Genomic DNA, 22,640 nt, shown 5'->3' on the forward strand with positions numbered 1-22,640 from the left:
GGACAGTCAGAAACCCTTGTTCGTACGAGGTCCGGGAGGGCCGCCGCCGTGCACCTCGCCCCCACCGAGCGCCAGCAACGGCTGCGCGCCGAGCTCCGTACGTACTTCCGGGACCTGATGCCCGACGGGCCGCCACCCGCGGACGACCTCGGGCGGCAGCGCGAGCTGCTGCGCCGCATCGGCGCGGACGGGCTGCTCGGACTCGGCTGGCCCGTCGCGTACGGGGGGCAAGGGCGCGGCGCGGACGAGCAGTTCGTGTTCTTCGACGAGGCCTACCGGGCCGGGGCGCCCGTGTCGATGGTCACGCTGAACACCGTCGGGCCGACGCTCATGAAGTACGGGAGCCAGGAACAGAAGGACTACTTCCTGCCGCGCATCCTGCGCGGGGACGTCGTCTTCGCGATCGGCTACTCGGAGCCCTCGGCGGGGACGGACCTCGCCTCCCTGCGGACGCGCGCCGTGCGCGACGGCGAGCACTGGCGGATCGACGGACAGAAGATCTTCACCTCCAACGCCCAGAACGCCGACTGGATCTGGCTCGCCTGCCGGACCGAGCCGGACGCGCCCAAGCACCAGGGCATCTCGATCCTCCTCGTGCCCACGGACGCGCCCGGCTTCTCATGGACGCCGATCGAGACGGTGGGCGGGCTGACGACCACGGTCACCTATTACGACGCCCTCCGCGTCCCGGCGACGAACCTCGTCGGCGAGGAGAACGGCGGCTGGGGGCTCATCACCAACCAGCTCAACCACGAGCGGGTCGCGCTCGCCGCGATCGGCATGCAGGCCGAGGACTTCTACGCGGCCGCGCTGGAGGCGGCGCGTACGCCCGATCCGGTGACGGGTCGGCGCCGGATTGACGAGCCGTGGGTGCGTTTCCGGCTGGCCGAGGTGCATGCCCGGCTGGCGGCATCACGCCTGCTCAACTGGCGTTTGGTGGGAGATGTCGGGGCCGGCCGACTGGCGCCGGGCGACGCCAGCGGCGTGAAAGTGGTGGGAACCGAATCGGCGGTCGCGGTGTACCGAATGTGTCAGGAAATTGTGGGAGCGGACGCGCTGGTGCGTTCCGGTTCGCCGGGGGTTTTCGGGGACGGCGAGCTGGAGCGGATGAACAGGGCGGCGCAGATCAACACGTTCGGGGGCGGGGTGAGCGAGGTGCAGCGGGAGATCGTGGCGACCATGCGGCTCGGGATGAGGAAGGGGCGGCGGTGAGCGAGGACTTCTACCACCGGGTGAAGGCGTACGAGGGGCGCGCGGCCGCCATCGAGGGCGTCGGCAAGGACCCGGTCAACGAGCCGATGATCCGGCACTGGTGCGAGGCGCTGGGCGACACCCATCCGGCGTACGGGGGGCCCGACGCCATGGCGCCGCCCACCATGCTCCAGGTGTGGACGATGGGCGGCCTCTCCGGGCACGCGGGCCGCTCGGAGGCGTACGACGAGCTGCTCGGGCTGCTCGACGGCGCCGGGTACACCTCGGTGGTCGCCACCGACTGCGAGCAGGAGTACGTGCGTCCGCTGCGCCCCGGGGACGAGATCACCTTCGACGCGGTGATCGAGTCGGTCTCCGAGCGCAAGACGACCAAGCTCGGCACCGGACACTTCGTCACGACCAGGATGGATGTACGGGCAGGCGGCGAACTGGCAGGTACGCACCGGTTCCGGATCCTCAAGTACACGCCCGCGCGGCGGAAGCCGAAGGCCAGACGGCCACGCCCGGTGGTCAACCGGGACAACGCGGGGTTCTGGGAGGGCGTCGGCCGCCATCAACTGCTGATCCAGCGGTGCGACGGCTGCGGGGCGCTGCGGTTTCCCTGGCTGCCGGGGTGCAGCGCGTGCGGCTGTCTGGAATGGGACACGGTCGAGGCGACCGGCGACGGGACCGTGTACTCGTACGTCGTCATGCATCACCCGCCTTTCCCCGCCTTCGACGCTCCGTACGCGGTGGGGCTGATCGAACTGGCCGAGGGCGTGCGGATCGTGAGCAATGTGGTGGGGGTGCCGTACGACAAGGTGCGGATCGGCATGCCCGTGCGGCTTGAATTCCAGTGGTACGACGAGGAGTTGGAGCTGCCGGTGTTCCGCGCCGGCGAGCGCGGGGAAGGCGGCGGCTGACATGGACTTCACGCCTACGGAGGAGCAGGCGGCCGCCCGTGATCTGGCCGCGCGGATCTTCGGCGACCTCTCCACGCACGAGCGTCTCGCCGCGGCGGGGACCGGCAGCGACACCGCGTTGTGGAAGGAGCTGTGCGCGGCCGGGCTTGTGGCGGCCGTGGAGGACATAGGGCTGCTCGGCCTGGTGCTCCTCCTGGAGGAGCAGGGGCGCACCACGGCCCAGGTGCCGTTCGCGGCGAGCTGTGTGTACGGGCTGCTGGCGGTGGCGGCTCACGGTTCACGGGAGCAGCGGGAGCGGCTGCTGCCGGGGATCGGGGACGGGACGGTGGTGGTGAGCGGGGCGCTCTCCGGGCCGGGGGCCCTGCGGGCCGGTGACTCGGGGAGGTTGAGCGGCGTCGTCCCCGTGGTGCCCTGGCTGCGGGACGCCACCCATGTGCTCGTCGCCGACGACCGGCGCCGGCTGTGGCTGGTGCGGACCGCCGAGGCGGCGTGCGAGCCGGTGGAGCTGACCGCGCCCTGGTCGGCGGGACGGCTGACGCTCGACGGGACTCCAGGTGAGCGGCTGGGCGGGACCCGGGATGAGCGGACAGGTAGGGCGCCGGCTGGGCGGACGGGTGGGGCGCCGGAGGAGCGGACCGGTGGGACGCCGGGTGGGTGGACGGGTGAGCGGCCGTGCGGGGACGGCGCCTACGACGACGTACTGGCCACCGCCCGGACCGCCTTCGCGGGGCTGCAGGCCGGTGTGTGCGCGGGGTCGCTGGCCAGAGCCGTGGAGCACACCAACACGCGCCAGCAGTTCGGGCGCCCGCTAGCCGCCAAGCAGGGGGTCCAACTCCGTGCCGCCGACGCGTACATGGACACCGAGGCGATACGGGTGACGGCGTACGAGGCGGCGTGGCGGCGCGACGAGGGGCTGCCGTATGCGACGCACGCGCTGACCGCGGCCTGGTGGGCGTCCGAGGCGGGACAGCGGGTGGTGCACACGGGTCAGCATCTGCACGGCGGGACGGGCGCGGACCTGGAGCACCCCGTGCACCGGCACTTTCTCTGGGGGCGGCAGCTGGACGCGTATCTGGGGTGCGGCAGTGAAGTGCTCCAGGAGTTGGGGGAGTTGATCGTGAGCGGGGAGGTGGAGGCATGAGGGTCGGCGAGGAACTGCCGCCATGGGAGATCGAGATCACGCGCACACTGATCGTCGCCGGCGCCATCGCGTCTCGCGACTACCAGGACGTGCACCACGACGCGGAGTTGGCGCGGGCGAAGGGCTCGCCCGACATCTTCATGAACATCCTGACGACCAACGGGCTGGTCGGGCGGTACATCACCGATCACTTCGGCCCGGCCGCCGTCCTCCGCAAGGTCGCCATACGGCTCGGAGCGCCCAACTACCCCGGAGACACCATGGTGTTCACCGGCACGGTCGAGGAGCTCGACGGGGACACGGCCACGGTGAAGGTCGTCGGCGCCAACGCCCTCGGCAAGCACGTCACCGGCACGGTGTCGGTCACCGTCCCGGCACCGGCGGGAGGCGCCTCGTGAGCGTACGGACGAGGGACACCCTCGGCGGAAGGGCGGCGATCGTCGGGATCGGGGCCACCGAGTTCTCCAAGGACTCGGGACGCAGTGAGCTGCGGCTGGCCGTGGAGGCGGTGCGGTCCGCGCTCGACGACGCCGGGCTGACGCCGGGGGACGTGGACGGGATGGTCACGTTCACGATGGACACCAGCCCGGAGATCACCGTGGCCCAGGCGGCCGGGATGGGGGAGCTGTCCTTCTTCTCGCGGATCCACTACGGGGGCGGGGCGGCCTGCGCGACGGTTCAGCAGGCGGCGCTCGCGGTGGCGACCGGAGTGGCCGAGGTCGTGGTCTGCTACCGGGCGTTCAACGAGCGGTCGGGACGGAGATTCGGCTCCGGGGTGCAGCAGCGGGAGCCGTCGGCGGAAGGCGCGGCGCTGGGCTGGTCCCTGCCGTTCGGGCTGCTCACACCCGCGTCCTGGGTGGCGATGGCGGCCCAGCGCTATCTGCACACGTACGGGCTGACGCCCGAGGCGTTCGGCCATGTCGCCGTGGTGGACCGGAAGTACGCGGCGACGAACCCGGCGGCGTACTTCCACGGCAGACCGATCACGCTCGCCGAGCACGCGGCCTCGCGGTGGATCGTCGAGCCGCTGCGGTTGCTGGACTGCTGCCAGGAGACCGACGGCGGCCAGGCCCTGGTGGTCACCTCCGTGGAGCGGGCCCGCGATCTGCCGCATCCCCCCGCGGTGATCACGGCCGCCGCCCAGGGCGCGGGCCGCGCGCAGGAGCAGATGACCAGCTTCTACCGCGACGATCTGTCGGGGCTGCCCGAGATGGGCGTGGTGGCGCGGCAGCTGTGGCGCACGGCGGGGCTGACCCCGGCCGACATCGACGTGGGGATTCTCTACGACCACTTCACGCCGTTCGTGCTGATGCAGCTGGAGGAGTTCGGGTTCTGCGAGCCCGGGGAGGCCGCGGACTTCGTCGCCCAGGAGCGGCTGCCGCTGAACACGCACGGCGGACAGCTCGGGGAGGCGTATCTGCACGGGATGAACGGGATCGCGGAGGCGGTACGACAGCTGCGGGGCACGTCCGTGAACCAGATAGCGGGGGCCCGCCGTGCCCTCGTCACCGCGGGGACGGGGGTGCCTACGTCGGGGTTGATCCTGGGGCGGGGTGAGCGTTCCTAGCCCGCCATGAGGGTTCCCTGCCCCGGGGAGCGACGCCCGTGTACTGCCGTAGTAGTCGTCTCTCAGGGATGAACCCTCAGGGTGCAGGCCCCTCTTGTCCACCCGTAGGAGGTGAGGGCAACCCCCCTCCTACAACCTGAGGCGGACTCGTCTTCGGGACCTGCGGCCGATCCGCCGGAGGAGGGGCCGCTCATAGCGTGGAGCCATGACCACACCCGTCTGCACCAGCGCTTCGAACGCCGCGACGCGGACCCTTCCGTACCCGTCGTACCCGTCGTTCGCGTCGTATGTGAAGGCCCGCCAGCCGGTGCTGCTGCGTACCGCCCGGTCGCTGACCGCGAACCCGAGCGACGCGGAGGACCTGCTGCAGACCGCGCTCACCAAGACGTATGTCGCGTGGGACCGGATCGAGGACCACCGGGCGCTCGACGGCTATGTGCGGCGGGCGTTGCTGAACACGCGGACGTCGCAGTGGCGCAAGCGCAGGGTCGACGAGTTCGCGTGCGACGAGCTGCCCGAGCCCGAGGGGCTGCCCGCCGGGGACCCCGCCGAGCAGCAGGCGCTGCACGACGCGATGTGGCGGGCGATCACGAAGTTGCCGGCGCGGCAGCGGGCGATGGTCGTCCTGCGGTACTACGAGGACCTGAGCGAGGCGCAGACGGCGGAGGTGCTCGGTGTGTCCATCGGGACGGTCAAGTCGGCGGTGTCGCGTGCGCTCGGCAAGCTGCGCGAGGATCCTGAGCTGGCCCCCGTCCGCTGAGCCGGGCGGGGGTTGCCGTTATGAGGCAGTCCGGAGTGGAAAGGGTGTTCTGACCTGATCGATTATCCCGGGTACTAGTGACATACCGCGCGGTATGTGCGCAGAATCAGCGCAGCCCATTACTACCGCGTAGGCAATGTCGCCCCGGGAGGACGCCGTGCTGAGCACGATGCAGGACGTACCGCTGACTGTGACCCGCATTCTCGTGCACGGGGCGCTCGTGCACGGTACGTCGCAGATCACCACCTGGACCGGGGAGGGCGAGCCGCAGCGTCGCAGCTTCCGCGAGGCCGGGGTGCGCGCGATCCAGCTCGCGGGCGCACTGCGCGACGACCTCGGCGTGACGGGCGACGAACGGGTCGCGACGCTGATGTGGAACAACGCCGAGCATGTGGAGGCGTACCTCGCGATTCCCTCCATGGGCGCGGTCCTGCACACGCTCAACCTCCGCCTCCCGGCGGAGCAGCTCGTCTTCATCGTCAACCACGCCGCCGACCGCGTGGTCATCGTCAACGGCTCGCTGCTTCCGCTGCTCGCGCCGCTCCTCCCCCATCTGCCGACCATCGAGCACATCGTCGTCTCGGGGCCCGGTGACCGTTCGCTGCTCGACGGAGCGGCCGTGCGGGTCCATGAGTACGAAGAGCTGATCGCCGGGAAGCCGGTGACGTTCGACTGGCCGGAGATCGACGAACGCCAGGCCGCGGCCATGTGTTACACCTCCGGCACCACGGGCGACCCCAAGGGCGTCATCTACTCGCACCGCTCGATCTACCTGCACTCCATGCAGGTCAACATGGCTCAGTCGATGGGCCTGACCGACCAGGACACGTCCCTCGTCGTGGTGCCGCAGTTCCACGTCAACGCCTGGGGCCTGCCGCACGCCACGTTCATGACGGGCGTGAACATGCTGATGCCGGACCGTTTCCTGCAGCCCGCGCCGCTCGCCGAGATGATCGAGAGCGAGAAGCCCACGCACGCCGCGGCCGTCCCCACCATCTGGCAGGGACTCCTCGCCGAGCTGCACGCCAAGCCCCGGGACGTCTCCTCCCTCACCCAGGTCACCATCGGCGGCTCGGCCTGTCCGCCCTCGCTCATGGAGGCCTTCGACAAGCTGGGCATGCGGGTCTGTCACGCCTGGGGCATGACCGAGACCTCCCCGCTCGGCACGATCGCCCGGCCACCGGCCCACGCGGTGGGCACGGACGAGGAGTTCGCGTACCGGCTGACGCAGGGCCGCTTCCCGGCCGGCGTCGAGGCCCGCCTCACCGGCCCCGGTGGCGAACGGCTCCCCTGGGACGGCGAGTCCGCGGGCGAGCTGGAGGTGCGCGGCCCGTGGATCGCGGGTGCGTACTACGGAGGCCAGGGCGCCGAACACCTGCGACCCGCCGACAAGTTCAGCGAGGACGGCTGGCTCAAGACCGGGGACGTCGGCACGATCAGCCCCGACGGATTCCTGACCCTCACCGACCGCGCCAAGGACGTCATCAAGTCGGGCGGCGAGTGGATCTCGTCGGTCGACCTGGAGAACGCGCTCATGTCCCACCCGGACGTCGCCGAGGCCGCCGTTGTCGCCGTCCCCGACGAGAAATGGGGCGAGCGCCCCCTCGCCACCGTCGTCCTGAAGGAGGGCGCCACCGCCGGCTTCGAGTCGCTGCGCGCCTTCCTCGCCGACGAGGGCCGTATCGCCAAGTGGCAGCTCCCCGAACGCTGGACGATCATCGAGGCGGTCCCGAAGACGAGCGTCGGCAAGTTCGACAAGAAGGTGCTGCGCCGGCAGTACGCGGCGGGCGAGCTGGACGTCACCCAGCTCTGACGACTGTTGGGCCGATACGACGGTTGGGGTGCTGTTTCACGTGAAACAGCACCCCAACCGTCGTGTGGGTGATGCCAGTTAGTAAGCCGGAGCCTGGTCGGTCAGTTCGTGCCGATGCGCGCCAACAGGTCGACGATCCGGTCCTGCACCTCGGCGCTGGTCGAGCGCTCGGCGAGGAACAGAACCGACTCGCCCGCGGCCAGGCGCGGGAGTTCGGCCCGGTCGACGGCGGCGGTGTAGACGACGAGCGGGGTGCGGTTCAACTGGCCGTTCGCGCGCAGCCAGTCGACGATTCCGGCCTGGCGCCGACGCACCTGCATCAGGTCCATCACCACCAGGTTCGGCCGCAGCTGCGCGGCCAGCGTCACCGCGTCCGTGTCCGTCGACGCCCGCGCGACCTGCATCCCGCGCCGCTCCAGCGTCGCGGTCAGCGCCAGCGCGATCTCCGCGTGCTCCTCGATGAGCAGGACGCGCGGCGGGTGCTGCTCGGAGTCCCGGGGCGCCAGGGCCTTCAGGAGTACGGCGGGATCGGCGCCGTACGCCGCCTCGCGTGTCGCCTGTCCGAGTCCCGCCGTCACAAGGACCGGCACCTCGGCGGCGACGGCGGCCTGGCGCAGCGACTGGAGCGCCGTGCGCGTGATCGGACCGGTCAGCGGGTCGACGAAGAGCGCGGCCGGGAAGGCGGCGATCTGCGCGTCGACCTCCTCGCGCGAGTGCACGATGACGGGCCGGTAGCCGCGGTCGCTGAGGGCCTGTTGGGTGGTGACGTCGGGTGCGGGCCAGACGAGCAGGCGCCGCGGGTTGTCCAGCGGCTCCGGGGGCAGCTCGTCGTCCAGGGGACGCGGCTGCGGCTGGTCGGCGACCTCGACGGCACCGCCGGGTCCGTCGAGCGGCTCGGGGCCTTCGTCGGCGTTCTCGTCCGGTGCTCCTATGGCGTACGACCGTCCGGCGCCCTCGGTGGCTCCGGAGGGCCGGGGTGCGGAGGCCTGCCCGGTCGACGGATGCGGACGGGCCGCCGACTCCAGGCGCTCGCCGGCGGGCTCGGGGGGTGTACCGAGCTTGCGACGGCGGCCGGAACCGTTCGTCTGGTGCGGCGGAGGCGTGGCGGACTGAGGCCCCGGTTGGGCCGGCGTCTGGGGCCCCGGCTGGCTCGGCGCGGGCTGGCGGGTGAACGGGACACCCTGGCCGAGCGTGCGCACGCTGATCGCGCGTCCCTGCGTCGAGTTGGGGTCGACCGGGGCCGCGGCCTCGGCGGGCAGCGGCTGCGCCACGCGGGGCTGGGCGGGGCGCTCGGGCGGGAGGGGAGTACCGGGGGCAGGGGTCGCCTGAGACGCGGCGGGGGCGTCCGTGGCGCGGGACGCGGCCTGCGCCGGAACTCCGGGCTGTACGGGGGCCGGAGACCCGGCACCCGAGGTGTCCTCGGCGTTCGCGTTCGGCCAGGGCTGGGGGGCGGGTACGCCACCGGCGGGCGTCTCGGCGTTGCCCGGCCACGGCTGCGGTGCCGCCGGAACGGGAGTTCCCGGTGCCGGGCTCGGAGCCGCGGTGGGCTGGGGCTGGGCCGGGGTGGCCCGGGCAACCGTCTGCCCGGGAACGCCCTGTGCCGGAACGCCCTGTGCCGGAATGCCCTGTGCGGGCGTTCCCGCCTCATCCGGCTGGACCGGAGTCCGGCTGGCGCGGCGCCGTCCCGGCGGGGTGGAAACGGGGTGCGGCTGGGGCGGGGTGTGATCGTCGGCAGGGTCGTGCAGCATCGCGTCGTGACGGCCGTCGTCGGCCTGGTCGTGAGCGGCGCGGACGGTGTCGGCCTGCTGCTGAAGCTGCTGCTGGGCCTGTGCTTGGAGCTGCGCTTGGGCCTGTGCTTGAGCCTCTACGTACTCGGGGGTGCGGTCCGCCTCCGCGGGCGGCAGCGCGAACACCGCGCGGGAGCCTGCCGCCTCCTCCGCGGCGGCACGCTCGGCCGCGGCGGCCAGCGCACGCCGACGCCGCCCCGTGGGCTGCGTGCCGTCCTCGGAGCCGGAGGCAACGGCGTCCGACGCACCCTGCCCGCTCGGCGCATTGGGCGCACTCGGAGCCGCGGGCAACGCGGGCGGCAGCGCATGCTGTTCGCCGTCCCGTCGCGCACGGCGCCCGGAGGGCACGGGCACGCCTTGCGGAGGCACCGTTCCGCCGAGCCCCGTACCCGCCGCCGCGGTCCCTGCCGCGTGCTCGGCCGCCGTGACGACCGCGCCCTCGGAGACACCCTCGGTCGCGCCGTCGCCCGAGCCCTCGGCCGTACTGGGCCGTCCACGCCGTCGCCCGGTACCACCGGAGCCATCGGCGGCCCCGCCGTCACCGGGGCCGCCCTCGACTCCCGAGCCCTGCGCGGGAACCGACACCTCGCCGGTCCCGGCGGTTCCGCCGGTCCCCTGCTCATCGGCCGTACGCCGCCGACGCCGTCCCGTGGGAGCAGTCGCACCGGCCTCAGCGCCGGACGTGCCGGACGCGACGGCCGTCGCGGACGTGGTGTCGGACTTCCCCGCCACCTCGCTCTCCAGGAAGGCGTCCACGGAGGAGCGCCGGGCCCGCCGCCTGCCACCCCCCTGATGGGAGGCCTGCTCGAGAAGGGCTACCTCGGATCCGGGCGTCTCGACGGCCTCGGTCTCGACCGGGACCGCCCCGGCCCCACCGCCGATCGGCACCTCGAGCACGAACGCGCTGCCGCTCATCCCCGGCACCTCGTGCGTCTGCAGCACGCCACCGTGCGCGCGCACGATCCCGCGCACGATCGGCTCGTGCACCGGGTCTCCCCCGGTGTACGGCCCGCGCACCTCGATGCGTACGACCTCACCGCGCTGTGCCGCCGCGACGACGACCGTGTTGTCCATGTAACCGCCCGCGGACACCGGAGCGTTGCCGGTCGCGTCGACTCCCGCGACGTCCGCGATGAGATGCGCGAGGGCGTTCGCGAGCCGCTTCGGGTCGACCTCGGCCTCGATCGGCGGCGCGTGCACGGCGAACTGCACCCGTCCGGGCCCGATCAGCTCCACGGCGCCGTCGACACCGGCCGCGACGACCGCGTCGAGCATGACCTTCGTACGGGAAATGTCCTCGGCACCGGAGTCGAGCCGCTGATAGCCGAGCACGTTGTCGACCAGCGTCGTGATCCGCGAATAGCCCGCAGCGAGGTGGTGGAGCACCTGGTTGGCCTCGGGCCACAGCTGCCCGGCGTCGTCGGCGGCGAGCTTCGACAGTTCGCCGCGCAGTTGGTCGAGGGGGCCGCGCAGGGACTGCCCGAGCACGGCGAGCAGCTGCTCGTGCCGGGCGGCGAGAGCCTCGTACCGGTCCTTCTCGCGCTCGCCGAGCGCCGCGTACCGCTCGTCGCCGGCGGCGAGTTCCTCCTCGTGCCGCTCGCTCACCTCGGCCAGTTCGGCCTCGTGCCGCTCGCGCAGTGTCTTGAGTTCCTCGGCGTGCTCGTCGGCGATCCGCTCGAGTTCATCCGCGTGCCGAGTCGCCTCGGCGTCCTTCTCCTCGGCGAGGGTGTCGTACGGCCGCCGGTCGGTGAACGTCATCACGGCGCCGACGAGCTGATCGCCGTCGCGCACCGGCGCGGTCGTGAGGTCGACCGGCACCTTGGCCCCGGTCTTCGACCACAGCACCTGCCCGCGCACCCGGTGCTTGCGCCCGGAGCGCAGGGTGTCGGCGAGCGGGGACTCCTCGTAGGAGAAGGACTCGCCGTCCGCGCGCGAGTGAAGGATGAGGGCGTGCAGATCCTGCCCGCCGAGGTCGCTGGCCCGATATCCCAGTATCTGAGCGGCGGCGGGATTGACGAGAACAACCCGCCCCTCGGTGTCCGTCCCCACGACACCTTCGGCCGCCGCGCGCAGGATCATCTCGGTCTGCCGTTGCGAACGCGCAAGTTCGGCCTCGGTGTCGACGGTGCCCGACAGATCGCGTACGACGAGCATGAGCAGCTCGTCCGCGGTGTAGCCGTAGCTGTCGTAGGCCTGCTGGCCGTTCTCGAGATTCGCACTGGTGACTTCGACGGGGAACTCGCTGCCGTCGGTCCGCCGCGCCACCATCCTGGTCGGCTTGGTCCGCCCGAGCTGGTCGATGGTGTCGGGCCGCCGCATGGATCCCGGGATGAGCCGGGAGTCGAACTCCGGCAGCAGATCGAGCAGGCCGCGCCCCACCAGAGCCGTGCCCGGGGCCTCGAAGGCCTCCAGGGCGATGGAGTTGGCGTTGACGACTGTCCCATTGGCGTTGACCAGCACCAACGCATCGGGCAGCGCGTCCAGTATGGCTGCGAGGCGAGCAGCGCCTCGGGATGGCCTGCTGCTCACGAGACGCTTCCTCCCTGTTACCGCACCTTGCCGACCGCGGATGCCATCTTGCCAACCGGCCCGCAGCGTGTCACGCGAGGGAGTCTACGGGCAGAGGTTGCGCTCGCGACGCCGGATGAGAGGGAGGTCGCACGCAGAAGAGACGTAGAACCTGTGACCGCGCATTTCGCCCCTCCCTTCGCCCTCGCGGAACCATGACGTCACCGTGATCCCGCCATGCCCTGACTGTGACCCCGACCGTGACCGGGCCACGACCCTGACCGTGGCCGACCCGTGAACCCGACCGTGAACCCGGCCCCCTACTCCCCGACTACGGATGGGCGTCGGGGAGTAGGGGCGCGAGAGCGTTCCATCGCGCGATCTGGCATCCGTCCGCGCGGTCGAACCGCGCGTCGACCGGTCGTCCCGCCCAGGTCCCCGTGACATGCGCGGTGGCCGGACCGCCGTACTCCATCGTGCACATGGTCCCCGGCGGCACCGGGGCGAAGGGGTCCTTGCCCCATCTGGTGCGCTGGTCCAGCGTGCCGCAGGCCCCCTTCACATCCGGGTGACTGCCGCTGCCGGGATGACACCGCAGCTCGTACGTTCCATCCGCACCGCTCCCCGCCTCGTGGACGGTCACGGTGAGCTGATCGCCGGAGTCCTCGCCGTGAGCCGGCGGGGGCAGCAGCGGCAGGTTCAGGGGGACCGGTTCGGCGTACGCGGTGGCGGGCACCGCCGCGGAAACGGCGGCGGACGCGGCGGTGATCGCGGCGGCGGAGGCGGCGGCGAGAGTGAGACGACGCAACATGACCTGACTAACGCCACGCGCCCCGCGCGGTTGCGCGGACGCTCCTGCCGCTCACGCCGTTTTGGGCTTTGCTCTGCGGGCCGAGTGCCTAGTACCGTGGGAGGCGATTGGTGACACCCCACCCGGCTGTGTCATCATCTGCACGCACCACTCGCGCTCGCGCGGGCGGCTGTGCGGGAGGCGTCGCCTAGTCCGGTCTATGGCGCCGCACTGCTAATGCGGTTTGGGCCTTAAAGCCCATCGAGGGTTCAAATCCCTCCGCCTCCGCGCCAAGATCCGAAGCCCCGGTCCACCTGGACCGGGGCTTCGGCGTTACCCCGTGCCGGAGGGTGTTTGCCCAGCTCACAATGGGTGCGGCAAACGGATTTCACATGGCGGCGGCAGTCATGTAATGTTCTTCCTGTCGCCGCGAGCGGGCCGAAAGCCCGGGAAGCGGCGCAAAAACAAAACAAGCACTCGTAGCTTAACGGATAGAGCATCTGACTACGGATCAGAAGGTTGCAGGTTCGAATCCTGCCGAGTGCACACCAGACCAGAGGCCCTGTGGAGGAATCCACAGGGCCTCTGGCTTTTGCCGTGACGGCAGTTGCAAGAAGCCTCAGACGACCAGGTCTTCGCCGTAGGTCAATGAAAATAGCGCACGATCGTTTGCTAAAGCGGGGCGATGGTGTCGGGTGTTCTGCCGCAGCTGCCCAGGTATTCGGTCATCAGGCTGTTCGTCCGGGTGAACCAATCGTGCAGGACGGCGATTTCGGCGGGCGTGTAGTCGGACAGGAGTCCGGCCAGGCGGGCACAGTACGGCTCGTAGAGGGCCCGGACTCGGGTGACCGCGGACAGCTCCGCGGCGATGCGGACGCGGCGGCGGTCCTTGGGATCGGGGCGGCGGGTGACGTAGCCCGCGCGTTCGAGGCGGTTGAGGATGCCCGTGACGGCGCCGGTCGTCACGTGGGCGCGTTCCGCGAGGTCGCCGGCCGTGAGCAGGGTGTCGCCGGCCTCCAGGACGAACCCGAAGCACGTGAGGTCGGTGACGTTCAGGTTGAGCTGCTGGGCCACCGCCTGCTGACCGAACATGCTCGTCGCGATGAGGTGGTCCATGGCGGACAGCGCCTGGGCCGGTGTCGCGTGCGGGCGGGGGCGCGGCTTGCCCTGCTGCATCCGGGATTTCCTTAGTGCGTGAGAGATTTCCGGTGTAAATTTCTTAGATGGTGAGGGATTCAGTCTATTCCGTCGGGGGTGGCGGGTGAGGGATCTCGGTGCGAGGGAGGGACATCCCGGTTGCGTCGGGTGCCGGCTCGCAGGGCGACGGCTGGTGGGCGTGATCGTGTCCTCGTCCTCGTCCTCTTCCTCGTCCTCTTCTTCGTCTTCGTCCGCCTCCGCGTCCGACGGGCCGGTGACCGAGCCCGTCGTCTGACTCGTCGAAGTAACCCACGCCCGCCAGTCCCACGCCCTCCAGTCCCGCCCCCTCCAGCCCACCCCCGACCCCGGCGCAGCCCCGCCCCCGTCGCCCGCCGCGATGTCAGTGCCAGCCCCGTCGCCCGCCGCGATGTCAGTGCCAGCCCCTACGCTCGACAGAGATGGCACAGGTGGCGTGGAGATGTTCGGGGCTGCGGTGGTCGGCGGACGGCCCCGTGTTGGTGTGGGGCGGTGGGCGGGGCAGCCCGTTGCCGTGGGGGAAGCGGGTGGCGTTCCGGGTCGTGGATGAGGGGGTGCGGACGTGCGTGGGGGCGCGGGGGCATGACTGTCCGGTGGGGGCCGTCGTCTCGGGGCGGAGTACGGGGGCGCGGTGCGAGGAGTGTGCGCGGCTGGACCGGGCGCACTCCGTGGCCGCCGACACGATCGCCGATGATCCGCGGCCGTACCACGTGTATCTCGCGTGGTTCGGGCCCGGCATGGTGAAGGTGGGGATCACCGCGGTCGAGCGGGGGTCCGCGCGGCTCCTGGAGCAGGGCGCCGTCACCTTCAGCTGGCTGGGGCAGGGGCCCTTGATGGCCGCGCGGCGGTCCGAGGAGTTGCTGCGGGCCGCGCTCAAGGTGCCCGACCGGATTCCGTACGCCGACAAGCGTGCGGTGCGGGCGGCGCTGCCGGGCCCCGACGAGCGGGTGGCCGAGATCCGGGATCTGCACGCGAGCGTCGCGCTGCTCGATGCGTGGCCCGAGTCGCTCCAGCGCGCGCCGTTCCAGCCCGTCGACCACACCGACGTGTTCGGGCTCGCGGGACTCCCGCCCGCGGAGGGCGTGGTGAGCGAGCTGGTCGCGGGCGGGGTCGTGAGCGGTGAGCTGGTCGCGGCCGCCGGGCCCGATCTGCATCTGGCGACCGAGCGGGGGGTTGTGGTTCTGGATACGCGGTTGATGACCGGGTGGGAGCTGACCGCTGTCGAGAGCGGGCAACTGACCGTGCCGGTAAAGGAGTTGGGGGACAGAAACGTGCAGGACGGGCTGTTCTGAGGGGTGCGAAAGCTCCACTCCCCGATGGTCAAGACTTCGATCCCTTTTGGATCCCGTTCGGAAAGGCGCTGGACGGCGGGGGCGCACGGCCCGAGAGTGGCGGACATGAGCGATCACTCCATTGCACCTGTCGCCGCCCACGAACCCCCCTACTACGCCGCCGTGTTCACCTCCGTGCGGACGGAGGGCGACGGAGGCTACGGCGAGACCGCCGAGCGGATGGAAGAGCTGGTGAAGGACATCCCGGGCTTCCTCGGGATGGATCACGCGCGCACGCCGGGAGGGCTGTCCATCACCGTCGGGTACTTCCGGGACGAGGACGCGATCAGGGAGTGGAGCGGCAATGTCGAGCACCGAGCGGCGCAGAAGCGCGGCCGCGCCGAGTGGTACGAGCGCTACACGCTGCACGTCGCCAAGGTCGAGCGGAGCCACGGGTTCGAGCGTGAACGTGGCTGACGGGCAGGACGTCCGCCGGTTCTGGGAGCGGCTGGGGCTGCCGGGGCTCGTCGATGTCCACACGCACTTCATGCCCGAGCGCGTCCTGCGCAAGGTGTGGGACTACTTCGACGGGCTCGGGGCGGTGACCGGCGGCGCCGTCGAGTGGCCCATCACCTATCGCACGGACGAGGCCGAACGGCTCGCGCGGATCAGGGAGTTCGGAGTACGGGCCTTCACCGCCATGCTCTATCCGCACAAGCCCGGCATGGCCCAGTGGCTCAACTCGTGGGCCGTCGACTTCGCCCGGCGCACACCCGACTGCCTGCACACCGCGACCCTCTTTCCCGAGCCGGGCGTCGAGACGTACGTGGGCGAGGCCGTGGACGCCGGGGCCCGCGTCTTCAAGGCGCATGTGCAGGTGGGGGCGTACGACCCGGGGGACCGACTTCTCGACCCCGTCTGGGGGCTGCTCGCCGAGGCGGGCGTCCCGGTCGTGATCCACTGCGGGTCCGGGCCCAGCCCCGGCAAGCACACCGGGCCCGAGCCCATCGCCCGCGTCCTCGCCCGGCATCCCCGGCTGCGGCTGATCGTCGCCCATCTGGGCATGCCCGAGTACGAGGACTTCCTCGGGCTCGCGGAGCGGTACGGGGAGGTGCGGGTCGACACGACCATGGCATTCACCGACTTCAGCGAGCGCCTCGCGCCGTTTCCACCCGAGTCGCTGCCCCGGCTCGCCGATCTCGGCGACCGGGTGCTGCTCGGCACCGACTTCCCGAACATTCCGTACCCGTACGTCCATCAGCTGCATGCCCTGGAGCGACTCGGGCTGGGCGACGACTGGCTCCGGGCCGTCTGCTACGAAAACGGGGCACGCCTCTTCGGGCTCGCCGCGGCCTGACCCCGGCCCCCACCCGGCCGATGATCTTCCCAGGAGTTACCTGAGAGACACCTGTGAGTTTCTCAGGGAAATCACAGGTTCCCGAAAGGATGCTCTCAGCGGCGCCCAGCAAGGTGTCCGCTATGACCACGACCTCGCCCCAGGGGCGCACCGAACTGCTGAGGCCGGACGGGAGCCCCGTCCGAGTGCTTGTGGTGGACGACGAACTGTCGATCACCGAGCTGCTCTCCATGGCCCTTCGTTATGAAGGCTGGCAGATCCGCAGCGCGGGTGACGGGACCGGTGCGGTGCAGACCGCGCGCGAGTTCCGGCCCGACGCCGTCGTCCTCGACATGATGCTGCCCGACATGGACGGGCTGACCGTCCTGGGACGGCTGCGCCGCGAGCTGCCCGACGTGCCCGTCCTCTTCCTTACCGCGAAGGACGCCGTCGAGGACCGCATCGCCGGGCTCACCGCCGGCGGCGACGACTACGTCACCAAGCCCTTCAGCCTCGAAGAGGTCGTGGCCCGGCTGCGCGGGCTGATCCGCCGTTCCGGTGCCGCCGACCGGCGCTCCGACTCCGTGCTGGTGGTCGGCGACCTCACCCTCGACGAGGACAGCCACGAGGTGTCGCGGGGCGGCGAGAACATCCACCTCACCGCGACCGAGTTCGAGCTGCTGCGCTTCCTGATGCGCAACCCGCGTCGGGTGCTCAGCAAGGCGCAGATCCTCGACCGCGTCTGGTCCTACGACTTCGGCGGCCAGGCCAATGTCGTCGAGCTCTACATCTCGTACCTGCGCCGCAAGATCGACGCGGGCCGCGAGCCGATGATCCACACCCGGCGTGGGGCCGGTTACCTGATCAAGCCCGCCGCGTCATGAGCCGGCGACGACAGCCGCGTACGCAGAAAAGGCGAGGACGACAGCCGCGCACCCTGCGGACGCGGCTCGTCGTCTCCGCGGTCACGCTGATCGCCGTGGTCTGCGCGGTGATCGGGACGGTGACGACCTTCGCGCTGCAGGAGCATCTGAACCAGCAGCTGAACGGCCAGCTGAACGAGGCCGCCATGCGCGCGACCGGAGGCCCGGTGAAGCCGGGGGGCGCGAACGCGCAGGACGGCACCACCCCGGTTGGCGGGGCAATAGACGACTCCTCGACGAACAGCCCCTTCGACTTCCTCACCCGCGGCCCCAACCCGGAGAAGACCATCGCCGCCCTCGTGGAGAACGGCGGGATCACCCAGGCGGTCTACTCCAAGGAGAAGAAGGACGACGACGGCGGCTTCGGGGGCATGACCCCCCGGACGCTCAGCGCGGCACAGCAGGCCGTGCTCGGCTCCGTGTCCAAGACCGGCGTGCACACGGTGGAGATTCCCGGCCTCGGGGAGTACCGCGTCAAGTACCAAGAGGGCGCCAAGGGCAACTTCTACGTAGCCCTCCCCACCAAGTCCGTCACCAACACCATCAACACCCTCATCCTCGTAGAGGTGAGCGTCACCGCCGCCGGTCTCATCGCCGCCGGCATCGCGGGCAGCGTCCTCGTCGGCGTGGCCCTGCGCCCCCTGCGCAAGGTCGCCTCCACCGCCACCCGCGTCTCCGAACTCCCCCTGCACACCGGCGAGGTCACCCTCTACGAACGGGTCCCCGAGTCGGAGGCCGACCCGCACACCGAGGTCGGCCAGGTCGGCGCCGCCCTCAACCGCATGCTCGACCACATTCACGGCGCCCTGCACGCGCGGCAGCAGAGCGAGATGCGCGTACGGCAGTTCGTCGCGGACGCGAGTCATGAGCTGCGTACGCCCCTGGCATCGATCCGCGGATACGCCGAGCTGACCAGACGCGGACGCGAAGAGACCGGGCCCGACACCCGGCACGCCCTGGGCCGGATCGAATCCGAAGCCGGGCGTATGACGGGGCTCGTCGAGGACCTCCTGCTGCTCGCACGCCTGGATGCCGGGCGGCCGCTCCAGTACGACAACACCGACCTCGTACCGCTGGTCATCGATGCCGTGAGCGACGCGCGGGCGGCCGGGCGCGACCACAACTGGCGGCTCGAGCTGCCGGACGAGCCCGCGCTGGTGCTCGCGGACGCGGCGCGGCTGCAACAGGTCATGGTCAATCTGTTCGCAAACGCACGCACGCACACACCACCGGGTACGACCGTCACCGCGCGCGTGCACCGGCACGGGCCGTGGCTGTGCGTGGACGTCCAGGACGACGGTCCCGGCATTCCGGGTGACCTGCTCCCGCGCGTCTTCGAACGCTTCGCGCGCGGCGACTCGTCGCGCTCCCGCGCCTCCGGCTCGACCGGTCTCGGGCTCGCCATCGTGCAGGCAGTCGCGTCCGCGCACAGGGGTGCCGTGACCGTCGACAGCGTGCCCGGCAGGACCGTGTTCACCCTGCATCTGCCCGCGCTGCCCGTCGAAACAGCTGTAACAAATTCGCAAACGTACTCACAGGCACAGCACAGTGCCGCCACATGGGTGCAACAGGGGGCTTGAGGAGAGTCGTTGGCATGCGAACCGACTCTTCTCCCGGCAACCTGCCGGCGCGGGAGCACCTCCCGGCCGGAAATGCCGGTACGCCTGTCCTGGACGTAGTGATCCCCGTCTACAACGAGGAGAAGGACCTCCAGCCGTGTGTGATGAGACTGCACGAGCACCTCAAGCGCACCTTTCCGTACGCGTTCCGGATCACGATCGCCGACAACGCGTCGACGGACACCACGCCGCAGGTGGCGGCATGGCTGGAGTCGGAGATCCTGGAGGTCAGGTCCTTCCGGCTGGAGCAGAAGGGCCGCGGCCGGGCGCTGCGCACCGTCTGGTCGGCCTCGGACGCTCCGGTCCTGGCGTACATGGACGTCGACCTGTCCACCGACCTCAACGCGCTGCTGCCGCTGGTGGCCCCGCTGATCTCGGGCCACTCGGACCTGGCGATCGGATCCCGGCTGTCGAGGAGCTCGCGTGTGGTGCGCGGCGCCAAGCGGGAGTTCATCAGCCGCACGTACAACCTGATCCTGCGCGGTTCGCTGCAGGCCCGCTTCTCGGACGCGCAGTGCGGCTTCAAGGCGATCCGTCGTGACGTGGCTCAAGTGCTGCTGCCCCTTGTCGAGGACACCGGCTGGTTCTTCGACACCGAGATGCTGGTGCTCGCCGAGCGGGCCGGGCTGCGTATCCACGAGGTGCCGGTCGACTGGGTCGACGACCCGAACTCGACGGTGCACATCGTGAAGACGGCGACGGACGACCTGAAGGGCGTGTGGCGCGTCGGCCGTGCCCTCGCCACCGGTTCGCTGGCGCTCGACCGGCTCGCGCGCCCCTTCGGGGACGATCCGCGCGACCGCGAGCTGACCGACGTACCCAAGGGCCTGGCCCGCCAGCTCGTCGGCTTCTGTGTGGTGGGCGGTCTGTCCACCCTGTTCTACCTGCTCCTCTACAGCGGCTTCCGTTCCTTCTCCGGCTCGCAGGTCGCCAACGCGCTCGCCCTGCTGGTCTCGGCGGTCGCCAACACGGCGGCCAACCGGCGGCTCACCTTCGGGGTACGCGGCCGGGGCGGCGCCATGCGGCACCAGGCGCAGGGCCTGGTCGTCTTCGGTATCGGTCTCGCCCTCACCAGCGGCTCGCTCGCCGCCCTGAGCGCGGCGACGAGCAGCCCCGCGCACTCCACGGAGCTGGCGGTTCTCATCGCCGCCAACCTCGCGGCGACGGTGCTGCGGTTCCTGCTCTTCCGGGCCTGGGTCTTCCCGGACCGGCGCGAGGGGGCGCCCTCCACGGTGGTGGCGTCGCACAACCCGGCCTCGCCCACCTACTTGACGGCCCAGCCCACCTCGGTGGCCCATCCGCCGCTGCCCCAGCGCCCGACGGTGCCCCAGTCCTCGTACGACACGACCGAGTTCCGCGCCGGTGAAGCCGCGGACGACCGCCCCTGGGGGGACGCGACCATGCAGTTGCAGGCGGTGCACCCGCACGATCACGATCCGAGGAACGCACGATGACGACTCAGCCCGACACGAGTACGAGCCATCAGGAGGGCGCGAGTCCCTCCTGGGGGCCGCCGACATCGACGGCTCCGTCGGCATCGACGGTTCTGCCGGCATCGACGGCTCTGCAGGAGCCGGTCGTCCCCGCCCCCGACCCCGAGTCCGGTGAGCCCAAGCAGCCCTTCGCGCGCCGTGTCTGGCGCGGCCGGCCCGAGGACCCGCGCTGGGTGCGCCCCGCCTTCCTCGGCCTGCTGCTCGCCACCGCGGTCCTGTACCTGTACAACCTGAGCGCCTCCGGGTACGCCAACTCCTTCTACTCCGCGGCCGTGCAGGCCGGCAGCGAGAGCTGGAAGGCGTTCTTCTTCGGCTCGCTCGACTCGGCCAACGCCATCACCGTCGACAAGCCCCCGGCCTCGCTGTGGCCGATGGCCCTGTCGGTGCGGATCTTCGGGCTCAGCTCGTGGGCGATCCTGGTGCCCGAGGTGCTCATGGGCGTCGCCACGGTCGGCGTCCTGTACGCGGCCCTGCGCCGTCGCTTCAGCCCGGCAGCAGGTCTGATCGCGGGCGCGGTGCTCGCGCTCACTCCCGTCGCCGCGCTGATGTTCCGGTTCAACAACCCGGACGCGATGCTCGCGCTCCTTATGACCGTCACGGTCTACTGCGTGATCCGCGGCCTGGAGGACGGCCGGACGAAGTGGCTGGTCTGGGCGGGCGTCGCGGTCGGCTTCGCCTTCCTGGCGAAGACCCTGCAGGCCTTCCTGATCCTGCCGCCGCTCGCCGTGCTGTACGCGGTCTGCGCGCCGGTGAAGCTGAAGAAGCGGTTCGCGCAGCTGGGCCTGTCGGCCGTCGCGATGGTCGTCTCCGGCGGCTGGTGGGTCGCGATCGTGGAGCTGTGGCCCGCGTCCTCCCGCCCGTACATCGGCGGCTCGCAGAACAACTCCTTCCTTGAGCTGACCTTCGGCTACAACGGGCTCGGCCGTATCAACGGCGACGAGACCGGCAGCGTCGGCGGCGGTGGCGGCGCCGGTGGCACCGGCCAGTGGGGCGAGACCGGCTGGAACCGGATGTTCAACTCCGAGATCGGCAGCCAGATCTCGTGGCTGCTGCCGGCCGCGCTGATCCTGCTCGTCGCGGGCATCGTGCTCACGTGGAAGGCCAAGCGGACCGACCTGACCCGCGGCTCGTTCCTCGCCTGGGGCGGTTCGCTGCTGATGACCCTGGTCGTCTTCAGCTACATGGCGGGCATCTTCCACCAGTACTACACGGTGGCCCTGGCCCCCTACATCGCGGCCGTGGTCGGCATGGGCGCGACGGTCCTGTGGGAGGAGCGCTCCAAGACCTGGGCCTCGCTGACCCTCGCCGCCTCGGTCACCGCGAGCGCGGCCTGGGGGTACGTCCTCCTCAACCGCACCTCCGACTACCTGCCCTGGCTGAAGTGGCTGGTTCTCATCGGCGGTCTGGTCGGCGCGCTCGGCCTGATCTTCGCGGCCAAGCTGGGCCGGCAGCTGGCCCTCGCGGCCGTCGGACTGAGCTTCGTGGCCTCGGTCGCGGGTCCGACCGCGTACACGCTGACCACGGTCAACACCGGGCACACCGGTTCCATCGTGACGGCCGGTCCGGCCGGCGCCAGCTCGATGGGCGGGGGCGGCGGTCCGGGTGGCGGTGGCGGTATGCGCGGCGGGTTCGGCGGCGGCCAGAACCAGCAGGGCAACGGCACCACCCAGCAGGGCGGCGGCATGGGCCAGCCCCCGACCGGCGGCACCGGCGGCTTCCCGGGCGGCGGCCAGACCCAGCAGAACGGCAACGGCCAGACCCAGCAGGGCGGCCCCGGCGGTCAGATGGGCGAGGGCGGCATGGGCGGCGGCGGCATGGGCGGTCTGCTCAACGGCGCGACCGTCACCTCCGAGGCCAAGAAGCTGCTGGAGGCGAACGCCGGTGACTACACCTGGGCGGCCGCGGCCATCGGTTCCCAGAACTCCGCGAGCTACCAGCTCGCCACCGGCAAGCCGGTGATGGCGATCGGCGGCTTCAACGGCACCGACCCGTCCCCGACGCTGGCGCAGTTCAAGAAGTACGTGACGGACGGCAAGATCCACTACTTCATCTCGGGCGGCAGCATGGGCGGCGGCAGCAGCTCCGGCACCTCCTCCCAGATCACCTCGTGGGTCGAGGCCAACTACAAGAAGGTGACGGTCGGTTCGGCCACCTTCTACGACCTGACGCAGCCGACGAGCAGCAGCTGACGGTTTCTTTCCCAAGGGCGGTGGGGGGGGGGGGGGGGGGGGGGGGGGGGGGGGGGAGGGGTGGGGGGGTGGGGGGGGGGGGGGGGGGGGGGGGCCCGAGCGGGCGCACGCGCACATGGTGGTGGCGTACGTCTCCGTGGGGAGCGAGCCCGGCAC

The 22,640-nt window shown here is 71.2% G+C and carries 17 protein-coding genes and 2 tRNA genes; 16 read left to right on the forward strand and 3 right to left on the reverse strand.

The genetic code is table 11. The features are described from left to right. The first annotated feature begins 48 nt into the window (after positions 1-48). The 7 genes from ACZ4WS_RS14575 (at position 49) to ACZ4WS_RS14605 (ending at position 7,395) form a co-directional block, all read left to right on the forward strand. Positions 49-1,212: an acyl-CoA dehydrogenase family protein gene (locus tag ACZ4WS_RS14575; protein ID WP_467980362.1), complete on the forward strand. Its 1,164-nt coding sequence runs from the start codon at positions 49-51 to the stop codon at positions 1,210-1,212. Next, positions 1,209-2,114, forward strand: a complete 906-nt coding sequence (locus ACZ4WS_RS14580) for a bifunctional MaoC family dehydratase N-terminal/OB-fold nucleic acid binding domain-containing protein (protein WP_467980364.1) — start codon at positions 1,209-1,211, stop codon at positions 2,112-2,114. The genes ACZ4WS_RS14575 and ACZ4WS_RS14580 overlap by 4 nt, the downstream gene beginning before the upstream one ends. Position 2,115: 1 nt before the next feature. Next, complete coding sequence (locus tag ACZ4WS_RS14585) at positions 2,116-3,255, forward strand: acyl-CoA dehydrogenase family protein (RefSeq protein WP_467980365.1); 1,140 nt, start codon at positions 2,116-2,118, stop codon at positions 3,253-3,255. After that, the gene (locus ACZ4WS_RS14590; RefSeq protein WP_467980367.1) at positions 3,252-3,653 is read left to right on the forward strand and encodes a MaoC family dehydratase; all 402 of its coding nucleotides are present in this window, start codon (positions 3,252-3,254) and stop codon (positions 3,651-3,653) included. Before ACZ4WS_RS14585 ends, ACZ4WS_RS14590 begins: the two co-directional genes overlap by 4 nt. Continuing rightward, the gene (locus tag ACZ4WS_RS14595) at positions 3,650-4,822 is read left to right on the forward strand and encodes a lipid-transfer protein (RefSeq protein WP_467980368.1); all 1,173 of its coding nucleotides are present in this window, start codon (positions 3,650-3,652) and stop codon (positions 4,820-4,822) included. The genes ACZ4WS_RS14590 and ACZ4WS_RS14595 overlap by 4 nt, the downstream gene beginning before the upstream one ends. Positions 4,823-5,027: 205 nt before the next feature. Then, the gene (locus ACZ4WS_RS14600; RefSeq protein WP_467980370.1) at positions 5,028-5,582 is read left to right on the forward strand and encodes a SigE family RNA polymerase sigma factor; all 555 of its coding nucleotides are present in this window, start codon (positions 5,028-5,030) and stop codon (positions 5,580-5,582) included. Positions 5,583-5,718: 136 nt separating this feature from the next. Continuing rightward, positions 5,719-7,395, forward strand: coding sequence for a long-chain fatty acid--CoA ligase (locus tag ACZ4WS_RS14605; protein ID WP_467980372.1), 1,677 nt, complete (start codon positions 5,719-5,721; stop codon positions 7,393-7,395). A 101-nt stretch (positions 7,396-7,496) separates the two neighbouring features. On the opposite strand, the gene ACZ4WS_RS14610 is transcribed toward ACZ4WS_RS14605, so the two are convergent. Both ACZ4WS_RS14610 and ACZ4WS_RS14615 read right to left on the reverse strand, forming a co-directional pair. Next, positions 7,497-11,711 carry a hybrid sensor histidine kinase/response regulator gene (locus ACZ4WS_RS14610; RefSeq protein WP_467980374.1) on the reverse strand — a complete coding sequence of 1,405 codons (4,215 nt, stop codon included), beginning with the start codon at positions 11,709-11,711 and terminating at the stop codon, positions 7,497-7,499. Between the two features lie 310 nt (positions 11,712-12,021). Further along, positions 12,022-12,501: an SSI family serine proteinase inhibitor gene (locus tag ACZ4WS_RS14615; RefSeq protein ID WP_467980376.1), complete on the reverse strand. Its 480-nt coding sequence runs from the start codon at positions 12,499-12,501 to the stop codon at positions 12,022-12,024. 176 nt (positions 12,502-12,677) lie between these two features. On the opposite strand from ACZ4WS_RS14615, the gene ACZ4WS_RS14620 reads away from it, so the two are divergent. After that, a tRNA-Ser gene (locus tag ACZ4WS_RS14620) sits at positions 12,678-12,768 on the forward strand. 185 nt (positions 12,769-12,953) lie between these two features. Then, positions 12,954-13,026, forward strand: a tRNA-Arg gene (locus ACZ4WS_RS14625). A gap of 126 nt (positions 13,027-13,152) precedes the next feature. On the opposite strand, the gene ACZ4WS_RS14630 is transcribed toward ACZ4WS_RS14625, so the two are convergent. Beyond that, on the reverse strand, positions 13,153-13,656 hold the full coding sequence (locus tag ACZ4WS_RS14630) for a MarR family winged helix-turn-helix transcriptional regulator (RefSeq protein ID WP_467980378.1): 504 nt from the start codon (positions 13,654-13,656) through the stop codon (positions 13,153-13,155). A gap of 419 nt (positions 13,657-14,075) precedes the next feature. Here ACZ4WS_RS14630 and ACZ4WS_RS14635 point away from each other — a divergent pair, with 419 nt between their 5' ends. The 7 genes from ACZ4WS_RS14635 to ACZ4WS_RS14665 all read left to right on the forward strand — a co-directional run bounded on the left by ACZ4WS_RS14635 (position 14,076) and on the right by ACZ4WS_RS14665 (position 22,484). Further along, entirely contained in the window at positions 14,076-14,945 is an 870-nt protein-coding gene (locus ACZ4WS_RS14635) for a DUF2797 domain-containing protein (protein ID WP_467980380.1), read from the forward strand. Between the two features lie 105 nt (positions 14,946-15,050). Next, positions 15,051-15,401, forward strand: a complete 351-nt coding sequence (locus ACZ4WS_RS14640; RefSeq protein WP_467980382.1) for an antibiotic biosynthesis monooxygenase family protein — start codon at positions 15,051-15,053, stop codon at positions 15,399-15,401. Beyond that, positions 15,388-16,281, forward strand: a complete 894-nt coding sequence (locus ACZ4WS_RS14645) for an amidohydrolase family protein (RefSeq protein ID WP_467980384.1) — start codon at positions 15,388-15,390, stop codon at positions 16,279-16,281. The genes ACZ4WS_RS14640 and ACZ4WS_RS14645 overlap by 14 nt, the downstream gene beginning before the upstream one ends. A gap of 122 nt (positions 16,282-16,403) precedes the next feature. Continuing rightward, complete coding sequence (locus ACZ4WS_RS14650; RefSeq protein ID WP_467980386.1) at positions 16,404-17,144, forward strand: response regulator transcription factor; 741 nt, start codon at positions 16,404-16,406, stop codon at positions 17,142-17,144. Further along, positions 17,141-18,763 carry an ATP-binding protein gene (locus ACZ4WS_RS14655; protein WP_467980387.1) on the forward strand — a complete coding sequence of 541 codons (1,623 nt, stop codon included), beginning with the start codon at positions 17,141-17,143 and terminating at the stop codon, positions 18,761-18,763. The genes ACZ4WS_RS14650 and ACZ4WS_RS14655 overlap by 4 nt, the downstream gene beginning before the upstream one ends. A gap of 14 nt (positions 18,764-18,777) precedes the next feature. Beyond that, the gene (locus ACZ4WS_RS14660; RefSeq protein ID WP_467980389.1) at positions 18,778-20,256 is read left to right on the forward strand and encodes a bifunctional glycosyltransferase family 2/GtrA family protein; all 1,479 of its coding nucleotides are present in this window, start codon (positions 18,778-18,780) and stop codon (positions 20,254-20,256) included. Beyond that, complete coding sequence (locus ACZ4WS_RS14665) at positions 20,253-22,484, forward strand: ArnT family glycosyltransferase (protein ID WP_467980390.1); 2,232 nt, start codon at positions 20,253-20,255, stop codon at positions 22,482-22,484. The genes ACZ4WS_RS14660 and ACZ4WS_RS14665 overlap by 4 nt, the downstream gene beginning before the upstream one ends. The last annotated feature ends 156 nt before the right edge of the window (positions 22,485-22,640 follow it).

The organism is Streptomyces sp. NPDC029292, from assembly GCF_055569295.1.

Excerpts from the sequence above, each read along its gene's own strand:
- ACZ4WS_RS14640 (WP_467980382.1), top strand. The coding sequence starts at position 15,051 with ATGAGCGATCACTCCATTGCACCTGTCGCCGCCCACGAACCCCCCTAC.
- ACZ4WS_RS14660 (WP_467980389.1), top strand. The coding sequence starts at position 18,778 with ATGCGAACCGACTCTTCTCCCGGCAACCTGCCGGCGCGGGAGCACCTC.
- ACZ4WS_RS14665 (WP_467980390.1), top strand. The coding sequence starts at position 20,253 with ATGACGACTCAGCCCGACACGAGTACGAGCCATCAGGAGGGCGCGAGT.
- ACZ4WS_RS14600 (WP_467980370.1), top strand. The coding sequence starts at position 5,028 with ATGACCACACCCGTCTGCACCAGCGCTTCGAACGCCGCGACGCGGACC.
- ACZ4WS_RS14605 (WP_467980372.1), top strand. The coding sequence starts at position 5,719 with ATGTCGCCCCGGGAGGACGCCGTGCTGAGCACGATGCAGGACGTACCG.
- ACZ4WS_RS14590 (WP_467980367.1), top strand. The coding sequence starts at position 3,252 with ATGAGGGTCGGCGAGGAACTGCCGCCATGGGAGATCGAGATCACGCGC.
- ACZ4WS_RS14650 (WP_467980386.1), top strand. The coding sequence starts at position 16,404 with ATGACCACGACCTCGCCCCAGGGGCGCACCGAACTGCTGAGGCCGGAC.
- ACZ4WS_RS14635 (WP_467980380.1), top strand. The coding sequence starts at position 14,076 with ATGGCACAGGTGGCGTGGAGATGTTCGGGGCTGCGGTGGTCGGCGGAC.
- ACZ4WS_RS14615 (WP_467980376.1), bottom strand. The coding sequence starts at position 12,501 with ATGTTGCGTCGTCTCACTCTCGCCGCCGCCTCCGCCGCCGCGATCACC.
- ACZ4WS_RS14630 (WP_467980378.1), bottom strand. The coding sequence starts at position 13,656 with ATGCAGCAGGGCAAGCCGCGCCCCCGCCCGCACGCGACACCGGCCCAG.
- ACZ4WS_RS14585 (WP_467980365.1), top strand. The coding sequence starts at position 2,116 with ATGGACTTCACGCCTACGGAGGAGCAGGCGGCCGCCCGTGATCTGGCC.
- ACZ4WS_RS14655 (WP_467980387.1), top strand. The coding sequence starts at position 17,141 with ATGAGCCGGCGACGACAGCCGCGTACGCAGAAAAGGCGAGGACGACAG.